The organism is Amycolatopsis samaneae, from assembly GCF_039541975.1.
Classification (GTDB): domain Bacteria; phylum Actinomycetota; class Actinomycetes; order Mycobacteriales; family Pseudonocardiaceae; genus Amycolatopsis; species Amycolatopsis samaneae.
The window spans coordinates 277,544-300,677 of record NZ_BAABHG010000004.1; the positions used below are offsets into that span (position 1 = coordinate 277,544).

20 protein-coding genes are annotated in these 23,134 nt (G+C 71.8%); 11 read left to right on the forward strand and 9 right to left on the reverse strand.

What is annotated here, in order from left to right:
* Positions 1-95: 95 nt before the first annotated feature.
* On the reverse strand, positions 96-986 hold the full coding sequence (locus ABD987_RS11510) for an alpha/beta hydrolase (RefSeq protein ID WP_345390414.1): 891 nt from the start codon (positions 984-986) through the stop codon (positions 96-98).
* Positions 987-1,117: 131 nt separating this feature from the next.
* On the opposite strand from ABD987_RS11510, the gene ABD987_RS11515 reads away from it, so the two are divergent.
* Positions 1,118-2,461: an MFS transporter gene (locus tag ABD987_RS11515; RefSeq protein ID WP_345390417.1), complete on the forward strand. Its 1,344-nt coding sequence runs from the start codon at positions 1,118-1,120 to the stop codon at positions 2,459-2,461.
* Here ABD987_RS11515 and ABD987_RS11520 read toward each other — a convergent pair.
* Both ABD987_RS11520 and ABD987_RS11525 read right to left on the reverse strand, forming a co-directional pair.
* Positions 2,381-4,483 (reverse strand): MMPL family transporter, encoded by a 2,103-nt coding sequence (locus tag ABD987_RS11520; protein WP_345390420.1) that lies wholly within the window; start codon positions 4,481-4,483, stop codon positions 2,381-2,383. The genes ABD987_RS11515 and ABD987_RS11520 overlap by 81 nt on opposite strands.
* Before the next feature lie 256 nt (positions 4,484-4,739).
* Positions 4,740-5,864, reverse strand: a complete 1,125-nt coding sequence (locus ABD987_RS11525) for an RsbRD N-terminal domain-containing protein (protein WP_345390423.1) — start codon at positions 5,862-5,864, stop codon at positions 4,740-4,742.
* A 114-nt stretch (positions 5,865-5,978) separates the two neighbouring features.
* Between ABD987_RS11525 and ABD987_RS11530 the strand changes: the two genes are divergently transcribed.
* From ABD987_RS11530 to ABD987_RS11540, 3 genes are read left to right on the forward strand one after another with little or no spacing between them, the layout of a single operon-like run.
* Positions 5,979-7,427, forward strand: a complete 1,449-nt coding sequence (locus ABD987_RS11530) for an AMP-binding protein (protein ID WP_345390426.1) — start codon at positions 5,979-5,981, stop codon at positions 7,425-7,427.
* Positions 7,424-8,602, forward strand: coding sequence for an alpha/beta hydrolase (locus ABD987_RS11535; RefSeq protein WP_345390429.1), 1,179 nt, complete (start codon positions 7,424-7,426; stop codon positions 8,600-8,602). The genes ABD987_RS11530 and ABD987_RS11535 overlap by 4 nt, the downstream gene beginning before the upstream one ends.
* Positions 8,599-9,783 (forward strand): MFS transporter, encoded by a 1,185-nt coding sequence (locus tag ABD987_RS11540; protein WP_345390432.1) that lies wholly within the window; start codon positions 8,599-8,601, stop codon positions 9,781-9,783. Before ABD987_RS11535 ends, ABD987_RS11540 begins: the two co-directional genes overlap by 4 nt.
* A gap of 10 nt (positions 9,784-9,793) precedes the next feature.
* On the opposite strand, the gene ABD987_RS11545 is transcribed toward ABD987_RS11540, so the two are convergent.
* Complete coding sequence (locus ABD987_RS11545) at positions 9,794-10,747, reverse strand: helix-turn-helix domain-containing protein (protein WP_345390435.1); 954 nt, start codon at positions 10,745-10,747, stop codon at positions 9,794-9,796.
* Positions 10,748-11,094: 347 nt separating this feature from the next.
* Here ABD987_RS11545 and ABD987_RS11550 point away from each other — a divergent pair, with 347 nt between their 5' ends.
* Complete coding sequence (locus ABD987_RS11550; protein ID WP_345390438.1) at positions 11,095-11,460, forward strand: twin-arginine translocase TatA/TatE family subunit; 366 nt, start codon at positions 11,095-11,097, stop codon at positions 11,458-11,460.
* Between the two features lie 7 nt (positions 11,461-11,467).
* On the opposite strand, the gene ABD987_RS11555 is transcribed toward ABD987_RS11550, so the two are convergent.
* From ABD987_RS11555 to ABD987_RS11570, 4 genes are all read right to left on the reverse strand, one after another.
* Positions 11,468-12,862: an MFS transporter gene (locus ABD987_RS11555; protein ID WP_345390441.1), complete on the reverse strand. Its 1,395-nt coding sequence runs from the start codon at positions 12,860-12,862 to the stop codon at positions 11,468-11,470.
* Positions 12,862-13,956, reverse strand: coding sequence for an FAD-dependent oxidoreductase (locus ABD987_RS11560; protein ID WP_345390444.1), 1,095 nt, complete (start codon positions 13,954-13,956; stop codon positions 12,862-12,864). Before ABD987_RS11560 ends, ABD987_RS11555 begins: the two co-directional genes overlap by 1 nt.
* A complete protein-coding gene (locus ABD987_RS11565) occupies positions 13,953-15,392 on the reverse strand; it encodes an FAD-binding oxidoreductase (RefSeq protein ID WP_345390447.1) in 1,440 nt (479 codons plus the stop codon). The genes ABD987_RS11560 and ABD987_RS11565 overlap by 4 nt, the downstream gene beginning before the upstream one ends.
* 507 nt (positions 15,393-15,899) lie before the next feature.
* Positions 15,900-16,484: a helix-turn-helix domain-containing protein gene (locus ABD987_RS11570; RefSeq protein ID WP_345390450.1), complete on the reverse strand. Its 585-nt coding sequence runs from the start codon at positions 16,482-16,484 to the stop codon at positions 15,900-15,902.
* A 78-nt stretch (positions 16,485-16,562) separates the two neighbouring features.
* On the opposite strand from ABD987_RS11570, the gene ABD987_RS11575 reads away from it, so the two are divergent.
* On the forward strand, positions 16,563-17,522 hold the full coding sequence (locus ABD987_RS11575; RefSeq protein ID WP_345390453.1) for an NAD(P)/FAD-dependent oxidoreductase: 960 nt from the start codon (positions 16,563-16,565) through the stop codon (positions 17,520-17,522).
* Positions 17,519-18,130: a class I SAM-dependent methyltransferase gene (locus ABD987_RS11580; RefSeq protein WP_345390456.1), complete on the forward strand. Its 612-nt coding sequence runs from the start codon at positions 17,519-17,521 to the stop codon at positions 18,128-18,130. The genes ABD987_RS11575 and ABD987_RS11580 overlap by 4 nt, the downstream gene beginning before the upstream one ends.
* A 96-nt stretch (positions 18,131-18,226) precedes the next feature.
* Here the strand turns inward: ABD987_RS11580 and folE are convergent, their stop codons facing one another.
* Positions 18,227-18,823, reverse strand: coding sequence for a GTP cyclohydrolase I FolE (gene folE / locus ABD987_RS11585; protein WP_345390459.1), 597 nt, complete (start codon positions 18,821-18,823; stop codon positions 18,227-18,229).
* A 136-nt stretch (positions 18,824-18,959) separates the two neighbouring features.
* On the opposite strand from folE, the gene ABD987_RS11590 reads away from it, so the two are divergent.
* The 4 genes from ABD987_RS11590 (at position 18,960) to ABD987_RS11605 (ending at position 22,933) form a co-directional block, all read left to right on the forward strand.
* Positions 18,960-19,700, forward strand: a complete 741-nt coding sequence (locus tag ABD987_RS11590; protein ID WP_345390462.1) for a helix-turn-helix transcriptional regulator — start codon at positions 18,960-18,962, stop codon at positions 19,698-19,700.
* Between the two features lie 237 nt (positions 19,701-19,937).
* Positions 19,938-20,228 carry a DUF3040 domain-containing protein gene (locus ABD987_RS11595; protein WP_345390465.1) on the forward strand — a complete coding sequence of 97 codons (291 nt, stop codon included), beginning with the start codon at positions 19,938-19,940 and terminating at the stop codon, positions 20,226-20,228.
* Positions 20,229-20,347: 119 nt separating this feature from the next.
* Positions 20,348-21,358: a YdcF family protein gene (locus ABD987_RS11600; protein WP_345390468.1), complete on the forward strand. Its 1,011-nt coding sequence runs from the start codon at positions 20,348-20,350 to the stop codon at positions 21,356-21,358.
* Positions 21,359-21,493: 135 nt separating this feature from the next.
* Positions 21,494-22,933: a trypsin-like serine protease gene (locus ABD987_RS11605; protein WP_378213953.1), complete on the forward strand. Its 1,440-nt coding sequence runs from the start codon at positions 21,494-21,496 to the stop codon at positions 22,931-22,933.
* Positions 22,934-23,134 lie beyond the last annotated feature (201 nt).

Sequence of the window (23,134 nt, forward strand, 5' to 3'; positions counted from 1 at the left end):
TCACGACGACGGCGGCCGCTTTTTCACAGTTTTCACAGTCGCATCATCCGGGATACCGGCACATTCACTTTTGACGAAAACCGAACGCGATTTCTTCACGGCCCCGGCGAACGCAACGCGTCCACCAGGAACGGCCAGGACCGGTCGAGTTCCCGTTGCCACGACGGCCAATCATGCGTCCCGGCACCGAAACTCGTCGTCGCGGGCCAGCTCAGCGCGGCCAGCCTGCGCGCGAGATCGTGACTCGCCGGGCCGACGATCCGCTCCAGCAGCCGGTCCCCCGGTGCGGGCGGATCACCGCGCACCCGGTTCCCGTCGCCGGCCGCGAGGTAGACCGGGGTGCCGAGGAGCCCGTCGGCGAGATGGTAGGGATCGTTGCGCAGCCAGCGATCCCGGCTGCTCCAGCGGCCGCCCCACATCGCTGCCATCCGCTCGCCGACGGTACGCAGATAGCGCCGGAGCAGCAGCGGCGTGCCGAGCCGGGTGGTGTGCACCATGCCGCTGTAGGAGGCCGCGGCCGCGAACAGGCCGGGATTCCCCGCCGCGTAGACGAGCGCGCCGTACCCGCCCATCGACACCCCGGCGACCGCGCGCACGTCGCCGCCGCGATACCGGCGCTCGACGAGATTTCTCAGCTCCACCAGGTGGAATCGTGGCCAGTCCGGGATCGTGCCGAACTGGTCTGGCGCGCGCCAGCGCGTGTAGAAGCCCGCCCGGCCGCCGTCGGGCAGCACGACGAGCACGTCGTCCTCGCGGGCCCGCCGCGCGAGGTCGGTGTGTTCCAGCCAGCATTCCGGACCGTCGTCACCGCCGTGCAGCACATAGAGCACCGGCCAGGTCCGGCGCGATTCCGGCGACCAGTCACGCGGGGTCAGCAATAGCGCGGAAGTGGTCCGGCCGAGCGCATGCGAACGAAGCCGGAGGTCGATCCGGTTCGGTGCCGGCGATGTTTCTTCGGTTACCTCGGCTTCATCGTCGGTATACATTTTCTCCGGTCTTCGGTGTTTGCCCGCAAAGCACACCCGGCTATCGTGGTAACCAGGCGGGAACGAAAACGGATCGAACCCGCGTTTCCACTTCTTCGGCCCCGCATCAGGTGGGCAGGGAAGGTCGTTTCATGACATATTCGGACTCCTTTCGGAAATCGGCGCCCGCCCGGCGGCCGGGCTGGACGCTGCTGGCGGTTTCGCTCGGCGGCGCGATGGTCGGCCTCGACGGGACGGCGCTCACCATCGCCGGGCCCGAGATCGGCCGGTCGACCGGCGCCTCGCTGTCCGGGCTGCAGTGGATCACCACCGCGTACCTGCTGGCGCTGGCACTGGCGCTGTTCCCCGCCGGGCGGCTCGCCGACCGGTTCGGCAGGCGGGCGGTGTTCCTCGCCGGGGTCGCCGGGTTCGGCGTTGTCTCGGTACTCATCGCGCTCACCTCGACCGCGGCCACGCTGATCGCGCTCCGCGCGCTACAGGGCGTCTGCGGGGCGATGTTGCAGCCCGCGGCGCTCGCGCTGCTGCGGATGGCCTTCCCGCCGCACCGGCTGGAACTGGCGCTCGGCGTCTGGGGCGGCGCGTCCGCGGCCTCGATCGCCGCGGGCCCGATCGTGGCCGGGCTGCTGGTGCGCTGGGCGGGCTGGCAGGCGGTGTTTCTGGTCAACGCGCCGATCGCGGTACTCACCACGCTGCTGACGCTGGCGACCGTGGCGGAGTCGCGCGCGGACGCGGGCCGCGCGCGGGCCGCGGACCTGCTGCGCGCGCCCGGGGTCGCCGTCGGTGCCGCGCTCACGGTGCTGAGCTACTTCTCATTGTTCGGTCTCCTGTTCTTCCTGACGCTGTACCTGCAGAACGTGCGCGGCCTCGGCCCGGTGGACGCCGGGCTCTGGCTGCTGCCGGTGACCGTGGTGGTCGTGCTCAGCGCGCCGCTGGGCGGGGCGCTGACCGCGCGGTTCGGCCCGCGCCGCCCGGCGATCTGGGGATTCGTGCTGGTCGCGGTCGGCATGCTCGGCTTCACCCTGCTCGACGTGGACACCGGCTGGACCGACGCGCTGCCCGCGTCGCTGGTGCTCGGCCTCGGCACCGGCGTCGCGCTGATCGCCTCGACACAGGTGATCGTCGCGGGGGCGCCGCTCGCGCTGACCGGGCTGGCCTCCGCACTGCAGCAGGTGGCGACCCAGCTCGGCGGAGTGGCCGGGATCGTCGTGCTCGGCGCGGTGATGTCATGGCGTGCCAAGGCCGTCCTCCCCGACGAAGCGGTCACCCAGGGGCTCGTGCCGCCCGGCGCCGACCCTGGCAAGGCGCATCTCGCCTTCCTCTCCGGGTTCGCCGCGACGGCGGCGGTCGCGTCCGTGGTCGTCATCGCCGGTGCGGTGGTCGCGGTCCGGATCCGCTCAGGCCGCGCCGTGCCGGAGCCTGCCGGGCCACCAGACCTTGCGTCCGATGTGGACGGTGAGGGCGGGGACCAGCAGTGACCGCACGAGCAGGGTGTCGAGCAGGACACCGAAGGCGACCAGGAACGCGATCTGGGCCATGAACAGGATCGGCAGCACCGACAGCGCGGCGAAGGTCGCGGCGAGCACCACCCCCGCCGAGGTGATCACGCCGCCGGTGACGGTGAGCGCCTCGAGCGTGCCCGCCCGGGTGCCGTCGGTGAACGCCTCTTCGCGGACACGGGTCATCAGGAAGATGTTGTAGTCGATCCCCAGTGCCACCAGGAAGACGAACGCGTAGAGCGGCACGGACGGATCCGAGCCGGGGAAGTCCAGCACGTGGTTGAACACGAGCGCGCCGACACCCAGCGTCGCGGCGAAGGAGAGCACGACCGTCGCGATGAGCATGAGCGGCGCCAGCAGCGAACGCAGCAGCAGGGCCAGCACACCGAAGATGACCAGCAGCACGATCGGGATGATCACCCCGCGGTCCCGTTCGGCGGCGGCGCGGATCTCCTGCTGGATGGCCGTCTGCCCGCCGACCTTCGCCTCCGCGCCGGGCACCGCGCGCACCGCCTCCCGCACGGTGTCCACTGTGGACATCGCGGCAGTGGAGTCCGCCGGATCGTGCAGGGTCGCGTCGATCGCGACCAGCCCGTCGAGCACCTTCGGTTTCCCGGTCGCGGGGTCGAGGCTCACCCGCGCGCCGCCGTCCACCCCCGGTACCTCGCCGACCGCCCTGGCGACCCGCTCTGCCGTCTCCTCCCGTGCCACAACCACCACCGGATCGCCCGCCCCGCCGGGGAAGTGCGCGGCGAGGGCCTCCTGCCCGGTGACCGCCTCGACCCTGGTGAGGAACACGTCGGCCTGGTTCACTCCCTCGGACTTGAGCGTCGGCGCGAACGCCGCGAGCGCGGCGAGCACGATCGCGGTCGCCGCCCACACCCACCGGTAGCGGCGCCCGACCAGCGCCCCGACCCTGGCCCACAGGCCGTGCCGGGCACCGGCCGCGGCGCCGACCGGCCAGAAGGCGGCCCGGCCCAGCAGGGCGAGCACCGCGGGCAGGAAGGTCAGCGACACCAGCAACGAGGCCGCGATGCCGATCGCGGCCACCGGGCCGAGCCCCCGGTTCGAGGTCAGCTCGCTGAACAGCATGCAGAGCAGGCCGAGCACGACCGTGCCCGCGGAGGCCACAATGGACTCCGCGGAAGTACGCAGTGCCACCGAAATCGCGGTCCGCGCGTCGCCCCGGCGCGCCAGCTCCTCCCGATAGCGCGCCACCAGCAGGAGCGCGTAGTCGGTCGACGCGCCGAAGACGAGGATGAACAGGATTCCCTGGGTCTGCCCGTTGAGGGTCACCACCCCGTGTTCGGCCAGCGGGTGGACCACCGCCGACGCGGCGATCAGCGCGAGCCCGGCGCCGGCCAGCACGACGATCGGCAGCAGCGGGCTGCGGTAGACCAGCACGAGAATCGCCACCACCGCGAGCGCGGTGATGACCAGCAGCTTCCCGTCGATCCCGCCGAACACCTCGCTCAGGTCGGCGGTGAACCCGCCCGGCCCGGTGATCGCGGCCGACAGGCCAAGCGGCGTCGTGGCGTGGACGAGATCGCGCATCTCCCGGACGGTCTTCCCGGTGGCGTAACCGTCCACAGCGGACACCGGGACGACGAGTTGGACGGCCTTCCCGTCCTCAGAGTCCACCGGGGGGCCGACCGGTCCGGCGAGCCCGCCGAGTTTCCCGATCTCCGCGGCCGAGCGGGTGATCGCGGCCCGGTCGGCCCCGGTGATCCCGGTGTCCCTGCTGTAGACGACCAGCGCGGGCTGGATCTTGCCGCCCGCGAAACGCTCCTGCAGGTGCGCGACCTCGGTCGCCTCCGCGCCCGCGGGCAGGAACGACGCGCCGTCGTTCGTCTGCACCTCGGACAGCTTCCCCGGGAAACTCCCGCCGAGCACCCCGAAGGCCAGCCACGCGAGCACCACGAGCGCGGGCCACACCCAGCGCCGCCGGGCCCGCGCGGGCCCGGCGCCGGTCTCGTTCTCGTTCGCCAGCCGCAGAGTCATGGGAACCTCGGATGCGTGGTAAGAATGGGACGCCCGTACAGGCGCACAGCTCACCAGGCGCGTGCGGCGGCAAGCAACCAGCCAGCACCCCGTGACCGGGGAGTTCCCGCCGCCCGGACCGGTACGGGAGTACCGATCCCGCTCATCGGTGCACCCCGTTCACCGCGCCCTTCCAGGCCTTTCACCGCAGGTCACGCGGAGTGTGAAACTGTGAACAGCACGTGCTGTGGCCCGGCTCTCACCCCACCCGCACGGGTCACCGCCCCGGCGTGCGGCCGAGCCGGACGAGCCACCACAGCTCGGCGATGTCCGCCGGGTCGCGCAGGTCCGCACCGGTGTACTCGGTGAAGTGGGCGAGCCTGCGCCGCAAGGTGTTGGGGTGCACCGGATGCGCCGCGGCGGCCTCGTCCACCCGCAGGCCGTGCGCGAGGTAACCGACCACTGAACTCCAGATGTCCGTACCGTAACGTCCCTTGTCCCGCAAGGGATCCAGCAGCCGACGGCTCAGTATCGCGGTCAGTTCCTCGTCGGCCGAAGCGACGGCGGCGAGCCGCAGATCCGCGAGTGCGTGCGCCCCGGCCATGCCGAGCCGGGCCGCCGCGGCCAGCGCCCGCGCCGCCGAGCGCGCGGACAGGTGCAGCCGCTCGGGCGGCCCGAGCGGCCCGATCCCGAACGTCCCGAGCGCGGCGCCCGGCAGCACGCCCGGCCCGAGTACCCCGGTGACGTCCCCGCGCCCGACCGCCGCCAGCACCGCCCCCGAGGGCACCGATTCCCGGAGCGCGGACACGGTGACGCCCGGCGCCAGCCGTCCCCGCACCGCCGCGTACCGGCCGTCCGGGTCCAGCCCGAGCCCGGCCAGATGCCCTCGGCTCGCCGCGGGCGAGGTCGTCGGCGCGAGCAGCGCGCGCAGGGAGTCGCCGATCCGCTGCTCGTCCTCCCGCGCGACCCGCAGCTGGACCTCGTGATGCGCGGTCGCCGCCGCGACCGTGACCACGTCCAGCCATCGCCACACCAGGCCCATCGTGGCGAGCAGTGCCGCGTCGTCCGCGCCGCGTTCCCGTGCCCGCGCCTCGATGAGATCCCAGCAGGCCTCGCCCGCGACGCGGTAGGCGGCGAGGACCGCGGCGAGACCGACGCCCTGCCGGGCGCGGGCGGCGCCGATCGCGGTGATCTCCCGCAGTTCCGCCGCGTCGGGCAGCCGATGCGCGCGCAGGTGGGCCAGCGCGGTGGCGACGATCCGGCGGTTCCCCGACCGCAGCGCCTCGTCGCTCACCGCGGCGTACTCGGGCACGCTCTCCCGGATGCGGGCGACGAGCCGGTCGACGACCGCGTCGAGCCGGGCGGGTTCGCCGAGCAGTTCGTCCAGCGCGGGAGCGGTCATGGTGGAAACCTCCAGCGAAGGGGGCGGACGGCACAACGTTGCCCGGCGTTCATTGTCGCAAACTCCCGTCCCGCGCGATCATCGGCGAGCGGACACGACGACGCGAGGAGGAGCATGGACCGCACGACACTGGCCGCCCGCCTCACCGGCCTCGCCGAGGAGACCCCGGACGCCGCCGCGCTCACCTGTGGCGGGGTCACGGTGGACCGGCGGGAGCTCGACCGGCGCGGCACCGCCCTCGCACACGCGTACGCGGATCTCGGTGTCCGCGCGGGGTCGCTGGTGACGATCGCGCTGCCCAACGGGATCGAGTTCGTGCTCGCCGCGCTCGCGGCCTGGAAGCTCGGCGCCACGCCACAACCGCTGTCCTACCGGCTCCCGGCGGCCGAGCTGGAAGCGGTGGTCGCGCTCGCCGATCCGGCGCTCGTCGTCGGGCCCGCGGTACCGGGACGGCGGCACGTGCCGCCGGGATTCACCCCGCCGGAGAACCACGAACCGCTCCCCGCCGTCGAACCCGGCCCGTGGAAGGCGCCCGCGTCCGGCGGCAGCACCGGCCGCCCGAAGATCATCGTCGCCGGGGAACCCGCGTACGCCGACGTCCTGGCCGGGGTGGCGGCCCTGTTCGGGATGACGCCCGGCGGGACGCACCTGACCGCCGGACCGCTGTATCACAACGCGCCGTTCATGATGGCCGCCTCGGCGCTGTGCACCGGGAACCACGTCGTGGTGCTGCCGAGGTTCGACGCCGCGGAAGCGGTGCGTACCATCGAAAAGCACGGTGTGGACTGGGTTTTCCTCGTCCCGACGATGATGCACCGGATGTGGCGGCTGCCCGGGGCCGAGCGCGACGCGGCCGATCTGTCGAGCCTGCGCGTCGTGCTGCACGGTGCCGCGCCGTGCCCGGTCTGGCTGAAGCAGGCGTGGATCGACTGGATCGGACCGGAGCGCCTGCACGAGCTTTACGCGAGTACCGAGGCGCAGGCGGGCACCCTGATCACCGGCGCGGAGTGGCTCGCCCATCCCGGCAGCGTCGGGAAGGTGGCGCTCGGCGAAATCCGGGTACTGGACGAGGAACACCGCGACGTCCCGGTCGGCGAGACCGGCGAGATCTGGACGCGGTCCGCGCCCGGCACGCCCGCGACGTACCGGTACCTCGGCGACACCGCGACGACCCTGCCCGGCGGGTGGGAGTCCCAGGGTGACCTGGGCCGGTTCGACGCCGAAGGCTACCTCTATCTCGCCGACCGCAAGCCGGACATGATCCTGGTCGGCGGCGCGAACGTGTTCCCCGCCGAGGTGGAGGCGGCGCTCGACGAGCATCCCTCGGTGCTGTCCAGCTGCGTCATCGGGCTGCCCGACGAGGACTACGGCAACGTCGTGCACGCCGTGGTGCAGACCGACGGACCGCTCGACGAGGTGGCGCTGCTCGAACACCTCAAATCACGGCTGGCGCCGTACAAGCTCCCGCGCGGCTTCGAGCGGGTGGACGAGCCGCTGCGGGACGACGCGGGCAAGGTCCGTCGCGCGGCGGTGCGCGCCGAACGCCTGGCCGCGCGCCGGTGACGACGGCGTCCACGCGGACCGGGCTCACCGTCGTTTCCCGCCGGGCGCTGGGAAAACGCCTCGTCGAGTACACAATGGACTCACCGGCGGTCGGCGGGACCACCGGCCTGCGGATCCTCTTCCCCACCGAGTACACAGTGGACACCGAACGGCGGTTCCCGGTGCTCTACCTGCTGCACGGCGGGGACGACGACTACCGCTCGTGGACGGACAAGGGCGAAGCGGCCGAGGCCACGGAAAAGTACCCGATGCTCGTCGTGATGCCCGACGCGCGCAACGGGTTCTACTCGGACTGGGAGCGGCCGGGACGGCTCGGCAGGCCCCGCTGGGAGACCTACCACCTCGGCGAGCTGCTGCCGTGGGTCGACACGACGTTCCGCACGATCGCGCGACGCGAAGGGCGGGCGGCGGCGGGTCTTTCCATGGGCGGGTTCGGCGCGTTTTCCTACGCGGCACGGCATCCGGACCTGTTCGTGGCCGCGGCCGGCTTCTCCGGGGTGCTCGACACGAACCGGCACTCGTGGATCACCGAGATCGCCGCGCGCCGGGACGGCGGCGGCTTCGGCGCGATCTGGGGCGACCGGCTCACCCGGCGCGCGCACAACCCGTGGGACCTGGCGGAAAACCTGCGCGGCCTGGCGCTGAGCGTGCGCACCGGGACCGGGATACCGGCCGGTGGCGAGCACCGCCGCCCGGATCCGGTGGAGGCGATCGTGTACCACCAGTCGGCGCGGACGCACCGGAAGCTCACCGAGCTGGGGATCGAGCACCGGTGGTACCAGCGGCGCGGGGTCCACGACTGGCCACAGTGGATCGACGATCTCCGCGTGACGGTACCGTGGCTGGCCGGGGTCTTCGCCGATCCGCCGCCCGCGCCGGACCCGTTCTCCTACCGATCGGCGGAGCCGGACTTCTCGGTGTGGGACTGGTCGGTGAGTTTCTCCCGCGCCCACCGGGAATTCGCCGTTCTGTCCCATGTGGACAAGGAAGGATTCGCGCTCACCGGCACCGGAAGCGCGCGGGTGCGCACGGCGGCCTGGTACGAGCCGGGCCTGCGCCACACCGTCCAGGTCGACGACATCGCCGGCGGAGTGCTCGCCGACCGGGCAGGACGGCTGTCGTTCACCCTGCGGCTCGGCGCCCGCACCGGCACGGCTTGGGTGAAGATCCGGTGACCGCGCCAACGACGCCGGTGCGACCCGGGTGGATCGGCGCGCTCTCGGCCGCGACGCTCGGGATGTCGATCGCGGTGCTCACCCCGATCCAGGTGCTGCTGCCGTTGCAGATCGAGGCGATCGACCCGGCCCGCAAGGTGGCGAACCTCGGCTGGATCACCGCGGTCGCGGCGGTGCTGTCGATGGTGGTGTGCCCGGTCGCGGGCGCGTTGTCGGACCGCACGGTCTCGCGGTTCGGCAGGCGACGGCAGTGGGTGGCGGGCAGCGCGCTGGTGTGCGCGGCCGGGCTCGTGCTGCTCGGTGTGCAGACCACGATCGCCGGGGTGGCGGTGACCTGGTGTGTCGTGCAGGCGGGCACCAACGCGATGTACGCCGCGCTCACCGCGTCGGTGCCCGACCTCGTGCCGGTGCGCCAGCGCGGCGTGGTGTCCGCGTTCGTCGGGCTCCCGCTGCCGCTTTCGTTGGTACTGGGCAGTTTCCTGGTGAGCACGGTGGTCACCGGCCGGTTCGCCGGGTACTGCCTGCTGGCCGGGTTGCTGCTGGCCCTCGTCGTCCCCTTCGTGCTCCTGCCGACCGACGGTCCGAGGCCGGAGCGGGTCCCCGCGGGGTTGCCGAGGTTCACCCACGACCTCGGCTGGGCCTTCGGCTGCCGCCTCGGCATCCAGCTCGCGAACGCCGTCGGCACCCTGTACCTGCTGTACTACCTGCGCGACGTGGTCCACCACGAGGACCCGGCGCGGGCGGTGTTCGCCCTGATCGTCGTCTACACCGCGGGCATCCTGCTCACCAGCGTCGTCGCGGGCCGCTGGTCGGACCGCAGCGGCCTGCGGAAGCCGTTCGTCGTGGTCTCCTCGCTGGTGGTCGCCGCCGCGATGGTGGTGCTGTCGCTGGCGCACACGTTCTCCGCCGCGTTGTTCGCGGCCGCGCTGATGGGCGTGGGCTACGGCGTCTACCTGGCGGTGGACAACGCGCTGATCACCCAGGTGCTGCCCGCCGCCCACGCGCACGCGCGCGACCTCGGCGTCGTCAACCTGGCCAACACCGCCCCGCAGGCACTCGCCCCGGCCATCGCGGGCGTGGTGATCGCCGACCTCGGCGGCTACTCCCCGCTCTACCTGCTCGCCGCCGCGTGCGCCCTCGCCGGGGCGGCGGCGATCGGCCCGGTCCGCTCGGTGCGCTGAGCGCGGAACCTCAGTAGTGCCAGCGGATTCCGAAGTGGCCGGGGCCGAAGTCGCGGCCGAGCGCGAGCACCGAGTCGGACATGCCGAGCTTCAGCAGTTGCGCGGTTTCGGGCCCGCTGTCCCCCGGCGGCGAGGTGAAGTGCTGGCAGCGGCGCGGCACCGCGGCCGGGTCGAAGCAGATTTCGAGCAGGTATTCCCGCACCGAGCGGCGGAACCGGCGGAAGTAGGCCTCGCCGGTGGTCGGTTCGCGGTGTTCCCGACGCGGGTTCTGCACCTCGAACTCGATCAGCACGTGCTCGCCCTTGTCCAGCGGGCGCTCGAACAGCAGCTCGGCGGCGAACAGGCTGCTGACCTCGCTGGTCACCACCTTGCCGAGCGTGCAGTTGCGCAGCCCGGTCACCACCGGCTCGTCCCCGGCGCGCCCGTCCCAGTCGTAGACGAGCACCGCCCGGTCGGGGCCGCCGCAGTCGGCGCGCATGACCTGGGTGCACCGCACGGCGCGTTCCCGCCCGTCCGGGCCGACGAACACCCGATCGTGCAGGGTCAGCCTGCGCAGCGAGCGGTCCGGGGTGGTCGGGACGTCCCCGAGCAGCCCGGCCACCTCGGGTTTCGCCGGCCACAGCTCGGCCAGCCCCGGCAGGTCACCGGACCGCCTGCCGCGCGGGCTCGGCGGGCCAAGCAGGTTCCGCAGCGAGTTCGGCGGGACCTCCAGCACGGTTTCGAGATGTTCCAGCGCCCGCAACGAGGTCGGCCGTTCCGGACGGCGCTGCCCCGACTGCCAGTAGCTCAGCGTGGCGAGACTGACCTGGACACCCTTGCGGGCCAGCCGGTCCTGGATCCGGTCGAGGCTGAGTCCCCTGGCCGTGATGGCCGCGCGCAACGCGACGTTGAACGGGCCCCGCTCCAGCAGACCCCCGAGTTCCGCGCGCCGATGTTCACGCGCGCGTTCGATGTCGGTGGTCATCCCGCCTCCTCACGTTCATGACGTGACGCAGCGTCATCAAGACTCAACGGCTCGCTACTTGTCAGTAAGGTAGGCGTTCCGTGTCCGTCTGGCTACCTACGAATGGCGGAACACACACACCCGTTCGACGCAACAGCGGCCTGGTAAAGCATGGTTGTCACGGATTCATCTCACTGAGAGCACAGGATCCACACCCGATCGTGAACATCAGGCCACGGCCGGCCGCCGTCCGGAGAACGCCGCGTAGCGGCGCCCGGACCGCCGCCCGCCGGTAGACTCGGGAGCGACGCGTGGCGCGTTTTCCCTGTGCCCACGCGGAATCCGACGAAACGGTCCGGAGGTGACACGTGTTCGGCCTCAGCATCGAGCACATCCTCGTCCTCGTGGTCGCCGGGCTGTTCATCCTCGGCCCCGAGCGGCTGCCGGGCGCGGCCCACTGGCTCGGCCAGTCGATCCGCAAGGTCCGGGAGTACGCCAGCGGCGCGCAGGAGCAGCTCAAGTCCGAGCTCGGCCCCGAGTTCGACCAGCTCCGCAAGCCCCTGCAGGACCTCCAGACCCTCCGCGAGTTCAACCCCAGGACGGTCGTGAGCACCTACCTGCTCGACGAGCCGGCCCCCGCGGTACCGCAGGCGGCGAACGGGGCGCCGGTCACCCCGACGCCCACGCCGCTGCGGCCGGGCGAGCGCCCGCCGGTCGACCCCGACGCCACCTGAGCCCGCCTCACGTGGTGGACAACGCTTCCCGCCGATCGCGATCGAGCAGGGCGCTGGCCGCGCAGGCGAGCAGGAACACCACCGCCTCGTAGATCAGCAGGTGGGTGAAGCCGTCCACCGGGCTCTCGTGAACCCCCGCGACCGTCGACAGGGAGAACACCACACCGCCCACGGTCAGGCCGATCGAACCGGCGGCCTGCTGCACGGTGGTGAGCAGGCCCGACGCGGAACCGGTGGCGTCCGGCGGGACATGGGAAAGCGTCCGCGTGAACGCCGTCGTGGTGAACACCCCGAAACACAGGCCACCCACCACCATGGGCACGGCGAGGTCCCACGGCCGCGCGTCGGCACCGCGTACGGCCACGATCGCGGCGAGCGCGAGCATCGACAGCGCCAGCGCCCCGGTCACCTTTACCAGTACCGCGCGGCCCAGCCAGGCGACCAGCCGCGCGGACCACCGCGACGCGGCCCCGGTGGCCGCCGCGAACGGGAGCTGGGTCAGCCCGGCGACCAGCGCGGAATGCCCGAACCCGGTCTGGAGGTAGACCGACAGAAAGAAGAAGAACGGTGGCACCCCGGCGAAGAACGCCGCCACCGCGACCAGCCCGGCACGGAATCCCTTGTCCCGCACCAGAACCAGCTTCAGCAGGGGGCGAAGGCCTCGGCGTTCCCGGGAAAGCTGGTGCGTGATCAGGACCGCGAAGGCCACCGGCGCGGCGCAGAGCAGGACGAGCAGTCCCGGGGGCCATCCCGACGAGTGCCCCATGGCAAGGGGATAGCCGAGCAGGAACAGCCCGGTCACCGCCAGCGCCACCCCCGCCAGGTCCGGTGCCGTCCGCTCCCCGCGCGCCGACCCGGGCAGCAGCCGCAGGCCGGCCAGCGCCGCGATCCCGACCGGCAGGTTGATCGCGAAGACCAGCCGCCAGTCGAGTCCGGGCACCCGCAGCTGGACGAGCAGGCCGCCCAGCACCGGCCCGACGACGGTCGCGAGACCGATCGCCGAGCCGTACGCGGCGAAGAGGCGTCCCCGGTGCTGGGGCGGGAAAGCACGCTGGATGATCGAGAGCACCTGAGGGGCCATCACCCCGGCGCCGAGTCCCTGCACCGCGCGGGCACCGACCAGCCACTCGACGGTGGGTGCCAGCGCGCAGAGCGCCGACGCGACGGTGAAGACCGCCATCCCGATCGCGTACAGGCGCCGGTAGCCGTACCCGTCGCCCAGCCGTCCCGCCGTGATCAGCGTGCACGCGAAGGCGAGGGTGTAGACCGACGCCACCAGTTCGACGGCCCCGGTGGACGCCCCGAGATCCTGCCGGATCGCCGGTGAGGCGACGTTGACGATCGACACGTCGAGGAACAGCATGAACGTCGCGCTCAGCAGCGCGGCCGTGCGTGCCCGCATCACACGTCCCCGCCGTGCAGGACCGCGTCGTGGGCACGCAGGTAGGCGTCCCGGTCGTGGTAGGTCCTGGCCAGGCCGTCGCCGTACTCGACCAGCCGTTCGTGGACGAGCCGCCGGGGTTCGTACCGTCGTTCGAGCAGGCCGTCCAGTTCGCGCGCGTCGCGTGCCTCGGTGAGCACCGAGGCCAGCACCGTCGCGTCCTCCATGGTGTAGCTCATGCCCTGCCCGGTCATCGGGTGGCAGCCGAACGTGCTGCCGCCGAGCAGCACCGCGTTGCCCCGGTGGTAGGGCGCGCTGGTGAAGGCCGACACGGGCGCGCGCTCGAACTCGGCGACGTCGAGTCCGGCGAGGGCGTCTTCGTCGGGGACGAAGGTGGCGAGCTTCGCCGCCAGGTCGGGCGATCGCCGGAGGAACACCGGCTCTTCCAGCTCCACGGGCAGCCCGACGAAGACCCGGGTCAGCTCGGCGGTCACCGAGTAGAAGTAGGCGAGCCAGCGGTCGGAGCTGAAGTAGAGCCCGTTGCGGACGCGGGTGCCGGGCACCGTGGCCATCCACAGGCCGTGGTCGTAGCCGATCGCCCGGCGGCTCGGCTCGATCAGCTCACGCAGCGGTGTCCGCGAGCCGCTGGAGTCGACGAACGCCCGCGCGGTCAGCCGGGTGCCGTCGGAGAGCGTGGCCCCGGTGACGACCGGACCCTCGGTGCGGACGTCCGCCAGCGTGGTGTCGAACCGGACGTCCACAGTGGACAGCTCGGCGCACGCGCCGAGCACGGCGCCGACCAGTTCGGCGTAGGGGACGACGCAGTAGTACCCGAGCCCGGTGTGCTCGGCGAAGTCGTAGGACAGCAGCGGGACGCCGTCGTGGTGGAACTCGATCGTGGCGCGCCGCAGGGCGCCCAGCCCGTCGAGCAGCCCGTGCTCGGCGAGGATACGCAGGCCCCTCGGCTTGACGAAGTCGGCGCCCTTCGTGCCGACGGCGGGTTTCGGCTCGACCACGGTGACCCGCAGCCCCTGGCGGCCCAGCAGCAGCGCGAGCAGCGAGCCGCTGATACCCGCGCCGAGGATCACGACGTCGGTTTCGGTGGTCTCGGTCATCGGGCCACCACCAGGTACCGGCCGGGGGCGATGATCCCGTCCGGGTCGAACAGGTCCTTCAGCGCGCCGAGCGGTCCGTCCCGGTAGTCCTCCGCGCGCACGGCCAGTTCCGAGTCCTGCTGGTCGATGTTCGAGCGGTAGACCGGGAACCCCGCGCGGCGGAAGGCGTCCCGCGCCGCGGCGCGCAGCGCGTGGGCCCGCTCGACGGCGTCCGGTTCCCGGACGAACGGGCACTGCACGACCATGTTGGTGCTGTGCTGGGAGATCACGTTGAACTCGAGCATGCTCGCCGTGCCGTGCCGCTGCGATTCGGCACGCATCAGGTCGACGGCGGTGCTCAGGCTTTCGCGCCGCAGGGGCACCGTCGGCAGGAACATCAGCCAGCCCACGGCCGCCTCGTCCGCCTCCTCGCAGGTGCGCACGCGCAGCCCGGCCCGCAGCGCGTCGCACGTGGGGATGCCCCGCGCGAACCGGGCACGCGCGTACAGCGGGTCGTCCGCGGTGGTGGTGGCGGTGTCCAGCACCCGCACCGAAACCGGGGTGCCGGCGTCCTGGAAGACCGCCCGGATCCCGCGTTCCGCGTCGCGGACGGCGGCCGGGGAACCCAGCAGCGGCACCTGGATCGTCACCGTGTCCGGGTCGGCGCCGGGCGGGACGGCGGCGGCGCCGCGCTCCGGCACCACGAACAGTTCCTTGAGCCGGAGCATCCCGTGCTCCGCCACGCGTGCCCGGCCGATCCGGATCAGCGCGTCCACGCCCTCTTCGAGCGCGTCGCGGGCGAAGGTCGCGTGGACCAGCGCGATCGTCTCCGGCCGGGGCACGAGGCCGATGGCCGCGGCGGTGACGACGCCGAGGTTGGCCTGCTGGAAGACCCCGGTCAGGTCGGGGCCCGCGATCCGCCCGGCGCGACGGCCGTGCCGGTCGAGGCCGCCGGTCGTCACCACCTCGCCGGTGCCGAGCACCACCTCCAGGCCCAGCAGATCGTCGGTGCGGGCGCGGATCGTGCCGTCCCCGCGTTCGAGGGTGTTGCCGATGACGCCGGCGTCCGCGCAGCCCGCGGTCACGTTCAGCATCCACGGGGTGCCCTCCAGCAACGCGGCGAGCTGTCGCTGGGTGACTCCCGGCTCGATCACCGCGTACCCGGCGTCGAGATCCAGGGTGCGCACGGCGTTCATCCGGCCGAGGTCGAGCACGGCGCAGTCGTCGACCACCGGCGATCGGGAGCCCATGCCCCAGTTGCGCCCGGTGCTCAACGGGTACAGCGGGGTCTTCCCGGCCCGCGCGGCGAGGACGGCGTCGCGGACCTCGCCGGTACCGGCCGGGAACAGGGTCTCCCGTGTCCTCCGTGGACGGTGTGCGCCGAGGTCCGGACTTGATCTCTGTACAGAAAGCGCTTTCTCTCCCGGCGACGCCGAGGGTTCACCAACTGTTTTCATCGCTGTCTCTCCACATTGTTCACCCCGAGCAAAGCAGGGTGCTCACGATTCACAGGAATTAAGCGTTACCGCCAGCAAAGAATGAATAAAAGCTTGCGCGGAGTTGACGTCCGGCACAAAACCCCGAGCAAGGAAGCCAAGGGCGCCGAGTCACCGGCGAGAATTTACGTCCCCCAGTACGAAAACCCGCGCGAACCGCGCGGGAATGTCAAGCTCACGAACCCCTGCCGGGCCGGCCGGGGTGACTTCACCCCGAGGCGCGAACCCTCGACGAAAATCCAGGGATCAGGGAAAAGTTTTCAGCGAAACCTCGTACCGACATGACCCGGCCCACTTTCGATCCAGCGAGAAAGTCGTATCAGAAGAATCGGCGTGACCGCCTGCGGAAATCCGCCTTCGGCCATCCGAAGTAATGGACGCGCGAAGCGTAACACCCACTTCCCCGCTGTAACAGGGACAGGGACATTCGGGCAGGCCCGGCGGTGAGATCGGGCAGCGGCCCGCCGGTCAGGTGCGGCGATGCTGGGCCCGGACGTGCATCCGCTCCCCCTGCGGGCCGAACAGGCTGAGGAACTCCACCGGCCGCGCGTCGGCCTTGCCGAACCAGTGCGGCTCGCGGGTGTCGAACTCGGCGACCTCGCCGGCTTCCAGCACGAAGTCGTGCTTGCCGAGGACGAGCCGCAGCCGTCCATTGAGGACATACAGCCATTCGTACCCCTCGTGCGTCCTCGGGTCCGGCTCGCGCCGGCCGGGCCCGGCCGGGATGAGGTGCTTGAACGCCTGGACGCCGCCCGGCCGCCGCGTCAGCGGGATGATGGTCATGCCGTGCCGCTGGACCGGTCGCGGGTAGACCCGGGGATCGCCGGTGGGCGGGGCGTCGACCAGTTCGTCGAGCGGGACGCCGTAGGCCTTCGCCAGCGGCAGCAGCAGCTCCAGGCTCGGCCGGCGGCTGCCGGACTCCAGCCGGGACAGTGTGCTGACCGAGACGCCGGTCACCCCGGCCAGCTCCGTCAACGTCAGTTCGGCGCGTTTGCGCAGCTCACGCAGGCGCGGACCCACCGCGGTCAGTACCTCTTCGAAGTCGTCGGCCATGGACTTATTGCAGTTTCGGCAAAGAACTTTGTCAAGTTGGCCAAGGCTCCCGCACAGTGGGCCGCGGAGGTGGTCACGATGGCCAAGACACGGGGCCGCTACGACGTGGTGATCGTCGGGGGCGGCGGTACGGGACTCAGCGCCGCGCTCATGCTGGGCCGGGCACGCCGGTCGGTACTGGTGGTGGACGGCGGGCAGCCGCGCAACGCGCCCGCCGGGCACCTGCACGCTTTCCTTTCGCGCGACGGGATGCCGCCGGGCGAGCTGCTGGAGATCGGGCGGCGCGAGGTGGCCGGGTACGGCGGCGAGGTCGTCGCCGGGCAGGTCGAGTCGGTGACCGGGACGTCCGGCGACTTCACCGTCGAACTCGGCGACGGCACCACCGCGCACGCGCGGCGGCTGCTCGTGGCGTCCGGCCTGGTGGACGAACTGCCCCCGGTGCGCGGGCTCGCCGCGCGGTGGGGCCGCGACGTCCTGCACTGCCCGTACTGCCACGGCTGGGAGGTACGCGACCAGGCGATCGGCGTCCTCGCCACCGACACGCCGATGGCGCTGCACCAGGCGGAGCTGTTCCGGCAGTGGTCGGCGGACGTGACGCTGCTGCTGCACACCGCGCCGAAACCCGCCGACGCCGCGCTGGAGCGGCTCACCGCGCTCGGGATCCCGGTCGTGCCGGACGAGGTGACGTCGGTGACGGTGACCGGTGACCGGCTCAGCGGCGTACGGCTGGCGAGCGGCATGGCGATCCCGCTGGACGCGCTGACCGTGGCGCCGAGGTTCACCGCGCGCGCGGACTTCCTGGCGCCGCTCGGGCCGGCCCCGGTGCCCCACCCCACCGGCATGGGCACCTACCTCGCCGCCGGGGCCGACGGCCGGACCGAGGTGCCCGGGGTCTGGGCCGCCGGCAACATCACCAACCCGAGTGCACAGGTCCTCGCGTCGGCGGCGGCCGGTGCCACCGCGGCGGGCGCGATCAACGCCGACCTGATCACCGAAGACGCCGAGCACGCACTGAAGGAATGGCGGAACGCACTGTGAGCGAAGAAAACTACGTGAACCGGGAATTCTGGGACGGGCGCTACCGGGAGCGGGAATCGCTCTGGAGCGGGGCCCCGAACGGCACGCTGGTGGCCGAGGCCGGGGACCTGCCGCCGGGGCAGGCCCTCGACGTCGGCTGCGGTGAGGGCGCCGACGCGGTGTGGCTGGCCGGGCGGGGCTGGCGGGTGACCGCGCTCGACGTCTCGCAGGTGGCCGTGGAGCGGGCCGCCGCACGCGGCGACGAGAACATCTCGTGGGTGCGGACCGACCTCACGGTGTCCTCGCCGCCCGCGGGTTCGTTCGACCTCGTCTCCGCGCACTACTTCCCCATCCGCGAAAAGGCGGTGGTGCGCGGGCTGCTGGCCGCGGTGGCACCGGGCGGGACGCTGCTGTTCGTCGGGCACGACCTCGACGGGGCGCTGGCGCACCACGAGCACCTCGGCGGGGAGGGCCCTGACCCGCGCGACTTCTTCCAGCCGTCCGAGGTCGCGGCGATGCTCGGCGAGGACTGGAAGATCCTGGTCAACGAGACCCGCGAGCGGGTCGACGTGCCGGAGGGCAACCCGCACCACCACGACACCGTGCTGCGGGCCCAGCGCCTGCGCTGACCCCGGCGCAGGTCCGTGGGGGCCTCCTTGAGGGACCTAGAGTCCCTCAAGGAGGCCCCCACGGACCATCACAAGCAATGGTCCATTGTGGACGGATCAGGCGTTGACGCCGGTGAGGGCGAAGAACTCCTGCCGCGAACGGGCGTCCTGGCGCAGCGTGCCGAGCAGCGTCGAGGTCACCGTGCTGGAGCCGACGGCCTGCACGCCGCGCAGTGTCATGCAGGAGTGCTCGGCCTCGATCACCACGCCGACACCCTTGGGGTTCAGGTGCTCGCACAGCCAGTCCGCGATCTGCTTGGTCAGCCGCTCCTGCACCTGCGGGCGGCAGGCGAAGTGCTCGACGATCCTGGCGAGCTTGGACAGCCCGAGGATGCGCTCACCGGGCAGGTAGCCGACGTGCGCGACCCCGACGAAGGGCAGCAGGTGGTGTTCGCAGACCGACCGGACCGGGATCGCGCGGGCCAGGACCAGTTCGTCGTACTGCTCGTCGTTCGGGAACGTGGTCAGGTCGAACGGGCGCGGGGCGAACAGCTCCGCGTACGCGCGGGCCATCCGGCCCGGGGTGCCGCGCAGGCTCTCCGAGTCGAGCCGGATGCCGAGCGCGGTGAGGAACTGCGACGCCGCGGCCTCCGCCGCCTCCAGGTCGGGACCGACCTCCGGCTGGTGCACGACCCGCAGGGCTGAACTCGACATCACACTTCACCTTGGCTTCCCGCGCTCCTGGTTTTCACCAAAAAGTATTGGCGTTATGTTCCGGAAGGTCAAGTGACCTGCGTCAATCCCGCCAGGTGGCTGTTGAACCAACTGTGATAGCCGATACCCTGAGTAGGTGACCGCTTCCGAGCGGCCGCGGGAGGCGCTGGACATCACCGCCGTCACCGCGGTCGCGGCGCTCGAGGACGACCTCCGCCGCCGCCTGTACACCTACGTACGGGAGGCGCGGCGCCCGGTCGCGCGCGACGAGGCGGCGGCCGCGGCGGGCATCTCCCGGAAGCTGGCCGCGTTCCACCTCGACAAGCTTGTCCGCGCCGGCCTGCTCACCTTCGGGTTCGACGCCGTCGGTGACGTGGTGCGGGTGGGGCGCAGGCCGAAGCTCTACCGGCCGGCCGACACCGAGATCCACATCCGGATCCCGGCCCGGCAGCACGAGATCCTCGCGGACATCCTCACCGACGCCGTACTGGCCGAGTCCGGCGGCGAGAGCGCCCGCCAGGCCGCGGTGCGGATCGCGGGCGGGGCCGGGGAACGGGCCGGGAGCCGCGAACGGGACCTCGCGCGGCCGGGACGGCTCGGCACCGAGCGGGCGCTCACCCTCGCCGAAATCGTGCTGACCCGGTACGGATTCGAGCCCGTCCGTGCCGCGGACGGGCGGATCCAGCTGCGCAACTGCCCGTTCCGGCCGCTGGCCGCCAAGGCACCCGGTCTCGTCTGCGGGATCAACCACGCCTTCCTGACCGGGATGCTCACCGGCCTCGGCGCCCACACGATCGAAGCCGCGCCGGCGCCCGGCGCCGGATGCTGCGTGGAACTGCGCCCCGTACCCGTCCCGGTACGCCGTGTCCGTCCCTAGTGGACGGACACGGGGGCCACGGGGCGGGTGACCGGCCCGTGGTCACGACATCATCTCGGTCACCGGGGCGGCGCGGCCACTCCCGGCCTGCTCAGCGGGGCCGTACCGGGCGGGGGACGCCGCACGAGATCCCGCCGTGACCGCGCGCCGGTTTCGAGGAGCTTTCCCGGGCCGCGAGGTCGTATCATGTTCCCATCTCGAAACACTGGATCACGATGATTCAGGTGGTGCTAGGGCATGGCGCTGCACGACTACGAACAACGGAAACTCGACGAGATCGAGAAGCACCTCGTCGAGGAGAACCCGCGCATGGCGCGACGGTTCGCCGAGTTCCGCCCGTTTCACCTCGTCACACTGGTGGCGGCCGGGCTCGGCCTGATCGCGCTGCTCGCGGTCGGGCTCGTGGTGATGGTCATCGGCGTGCAGCTGACCACGCCGGGGCTGATCATCCTCGGCGCGCTGCTCACCGCCGCGGTCCCGGCCGCGGTGGCCTGGTACCTGCTGCGGCGCGCCAAGTCCGCGAAGTGAGCCACGGTCCATTGTGGAACGGGCGGGCCGGGGTGCCCGCGCCGCCGCTGGGCCGTATGGTCTATCCCGGCACCGGGTGAGCGGGGTTCGGGAGGGGCGGTCGTGGCGGGGGAAATCGCGTGAAGTTCGCCTATGTCATCTTCGGTATCGCGGCCCTGTGGTTCCTGTTCTTCCTGGTCAGCTTCGTCAGGGAACGCCGCCGCCTGCGCAACGGCGTCTACCTGTTCATGGCCCTCGCCTGCACCGCGCTGGGTGTGGTGGCGGCGCTCGCCTCGGTGTCGGCGCAGGCGGCGAGCGTCGTGGTGCTGGGCGGGTTCCTGCTCGTCCCGCTGGTGATCCTGGCGCTGGCGGTCTTCCTGATCTTCAACGGCGTCACCATGGTCCGCCGCGAGGGCAGGCGGCTGGGCAACCTGCTTTCGCTGCTGCTCGGCATCGGGATCATCGCCTACCTCCCGTTCACCGCGGCGATCAACCGGATCCCGTGGGCCCCGGCGAAGGTGGCGGTGTCGGTGCTGACGCTGATCCTGGCCTACGTGTCGTTCCTGTTCGTCTGCTTCCTGCTCTACGCCTTCGTGTACGGCCGGATCCGGCAGCGCCGCGCCGTCGACTTCGTGGTGGTGCTCGGCTCCGGGCTGCTCGGCTCGCGGGTGCCGCCGCTGCTGGCGAGCAGGCTCGACCGCGGCCGCGCGGTATACGAGGCCGGGCGGGCACGGGGCCAGGAGCCGCTGATGGTGACCTCCGGCGGGCAGGGCCCCGACGAGGAGCTGCCCGAGTCCCACGCGATGGCGGGCTACCTCGCCGACCGGGGCGTGCCCCGCGAGCGGATCCTCCTGGAGGACCGGTCGACCACGACGTGGGAGAACCTCACCTTCAGCCGCGAGATCATGACGCGGGAGCGGCCCGGCTACCGGTGTGTGGTTGTCACCAACAACTTCCACGTCCTGCGTGCCGCGCTCATCGCCCGGCGGGCGAAGGTGAACGGGCAGGTCATCGGCGCGCCGACCTCGTGGTACTTCTGGCCCAGCGCCACGATCCGCGAGTTCGTCGCGGTCTTCTTCGAGTACAAGGTGGTCAACCTCGGGATCTGCCTGAGCCTCGCCGCGATCACGGTGCTCGGCGCGCTCGGGTGAACCTCCGAACCCTTTCGCCGCAATAGTTCCGTACCCATACGGGTGTGCTCCCGGGTTGTTACCCCGCCCTCGGTCACCGGACAGTGACGGGCGGCAACCCGAACCGAAGGAGCTGTCGTGAGCAGAAAGAACCGCATACTGGGAGGCTTCGTCCTCGGCCTCGCCGTGCTCGCCACACCGTGGCCCGCCGTGGCGGCCGCCGCGCCGGGGAACCCGCCCGCGGTGACGCCGCTGGGCGGCACCGCCGTCCCCGGCGACGCCGGCCCGTCGTCCATCGGCGGGACACCGGCGTCGGTCAAGGACTACCCGTTCATCATCGGCGGGCTGCGCGAGGGCGGTCCCCGGCCGCAGGGCCAGACCTGCACGGGTTCCGTCGTGGCACCGCGCAAGATCCTCATCGCCGCGCACTGCAAGGCCGCCGAGGGCACGAAAACCTTCCTCTACGGCCTGGACGACCTCAACGCGGGCGGCGGCACGCGGATCGGCGTCGTCAGCTACGACACCCACCCGAAGTACGTCAACTTCGACCAGGGCTACGACGTCGCCGTGGTGACCACCGACGCCGACATCCCGGTGCCCGGCGGGCAGTACGCCAAGGTCGCGACGTCCGCGGACACCGACCTGAACAAGCCGGGCAAGACCGGGCTCGGGCTCGGCTACGGGAAGAAGGACTTCAACGACGACACCAAGGACGTCACCCTGCACAAGTTCGACCTGCCGATCGTGGCGGGCAGCGAGTGCCAGGGCGTCGGGGCGGGGTTCCAGGACGCCACGATGATCTGCAGCGGGTACCGCGACGGCCACGTCACGATCCTGCCCGGCGACAGCGGGGGGCCGCTGATCGTGGACGGCAAGGTGACCGGCGTCGCGTCGTGGAGCCGCAGCGACTTCAAGTGGTACAGCGTCTACGGCCGCCTCAACAACGACATGGGCGACTGGGTCAAGGAGCAGATCGGCTCGATGCCGGACCCGGAGAAGTTCTCGGTCGGAGTCACCCCGGGCTCGGTGAAGGTCGACCCCGGCAAGTACGTGTCGGCGACGGTGACCAGCAAGGCGGGGAAGAACGGCGCGGAGAAGGTCGAACTGTCCGCGTCCGGGCTGCCCGAAGGTGCGAAGGCCACCTTCCAGCCCTCGACGATCGACTCCGGCGGCACGGCGAAGCTGACCATCGAGACCGCCGCGAACACGCCGGAAAAGGAGTACTCGGTCACGATCTCCGGCAAGGGCACCACGGATACCAGCACGGCGACGCTGAAACTGGTCGTGGGCAAGGGCGCGCCGGACCCCGGTGACCTGAAGGTGAGCGTGAACCCGGGCGGTTCGACCGTGCAGCCCGGTTTCTTCGCCTCGGCCACGGTGACCGCCGCCGGCGGGACCGGCATGATCACCTTGTCGGCGTCCGGCCCCGGGCTGCCGTTCGCGCCGTTCTTCAGTCCCGCGAACGTGTCCAGCGGGGGAAGCTCGCAGATGCAGGCGGTGGCCCCGTTCCAGCCCGGCACCTACCCGATCACCATCACCGCGAAGGACACCGCCGGAAAGACCGCGACCACCACGTACACCCTGACCGTCCACTAAGGACTTCGCGTGGCGTTGAGGCCACCTTACCGGCGTCTGACGCCCGTAAGGTGGCCTTCACGGCATTGGCGGGGTACGAGGCCCGAGCGCCCCAATGTGGCATTGGGTGCGTTGGACGCAGCGAATGTGGCGTTCGGTGCGTTGGACGCACCGAACGCCACATTGGGGCGCCACGCTGTCTCTGAAGGCCACCTTGAGGGC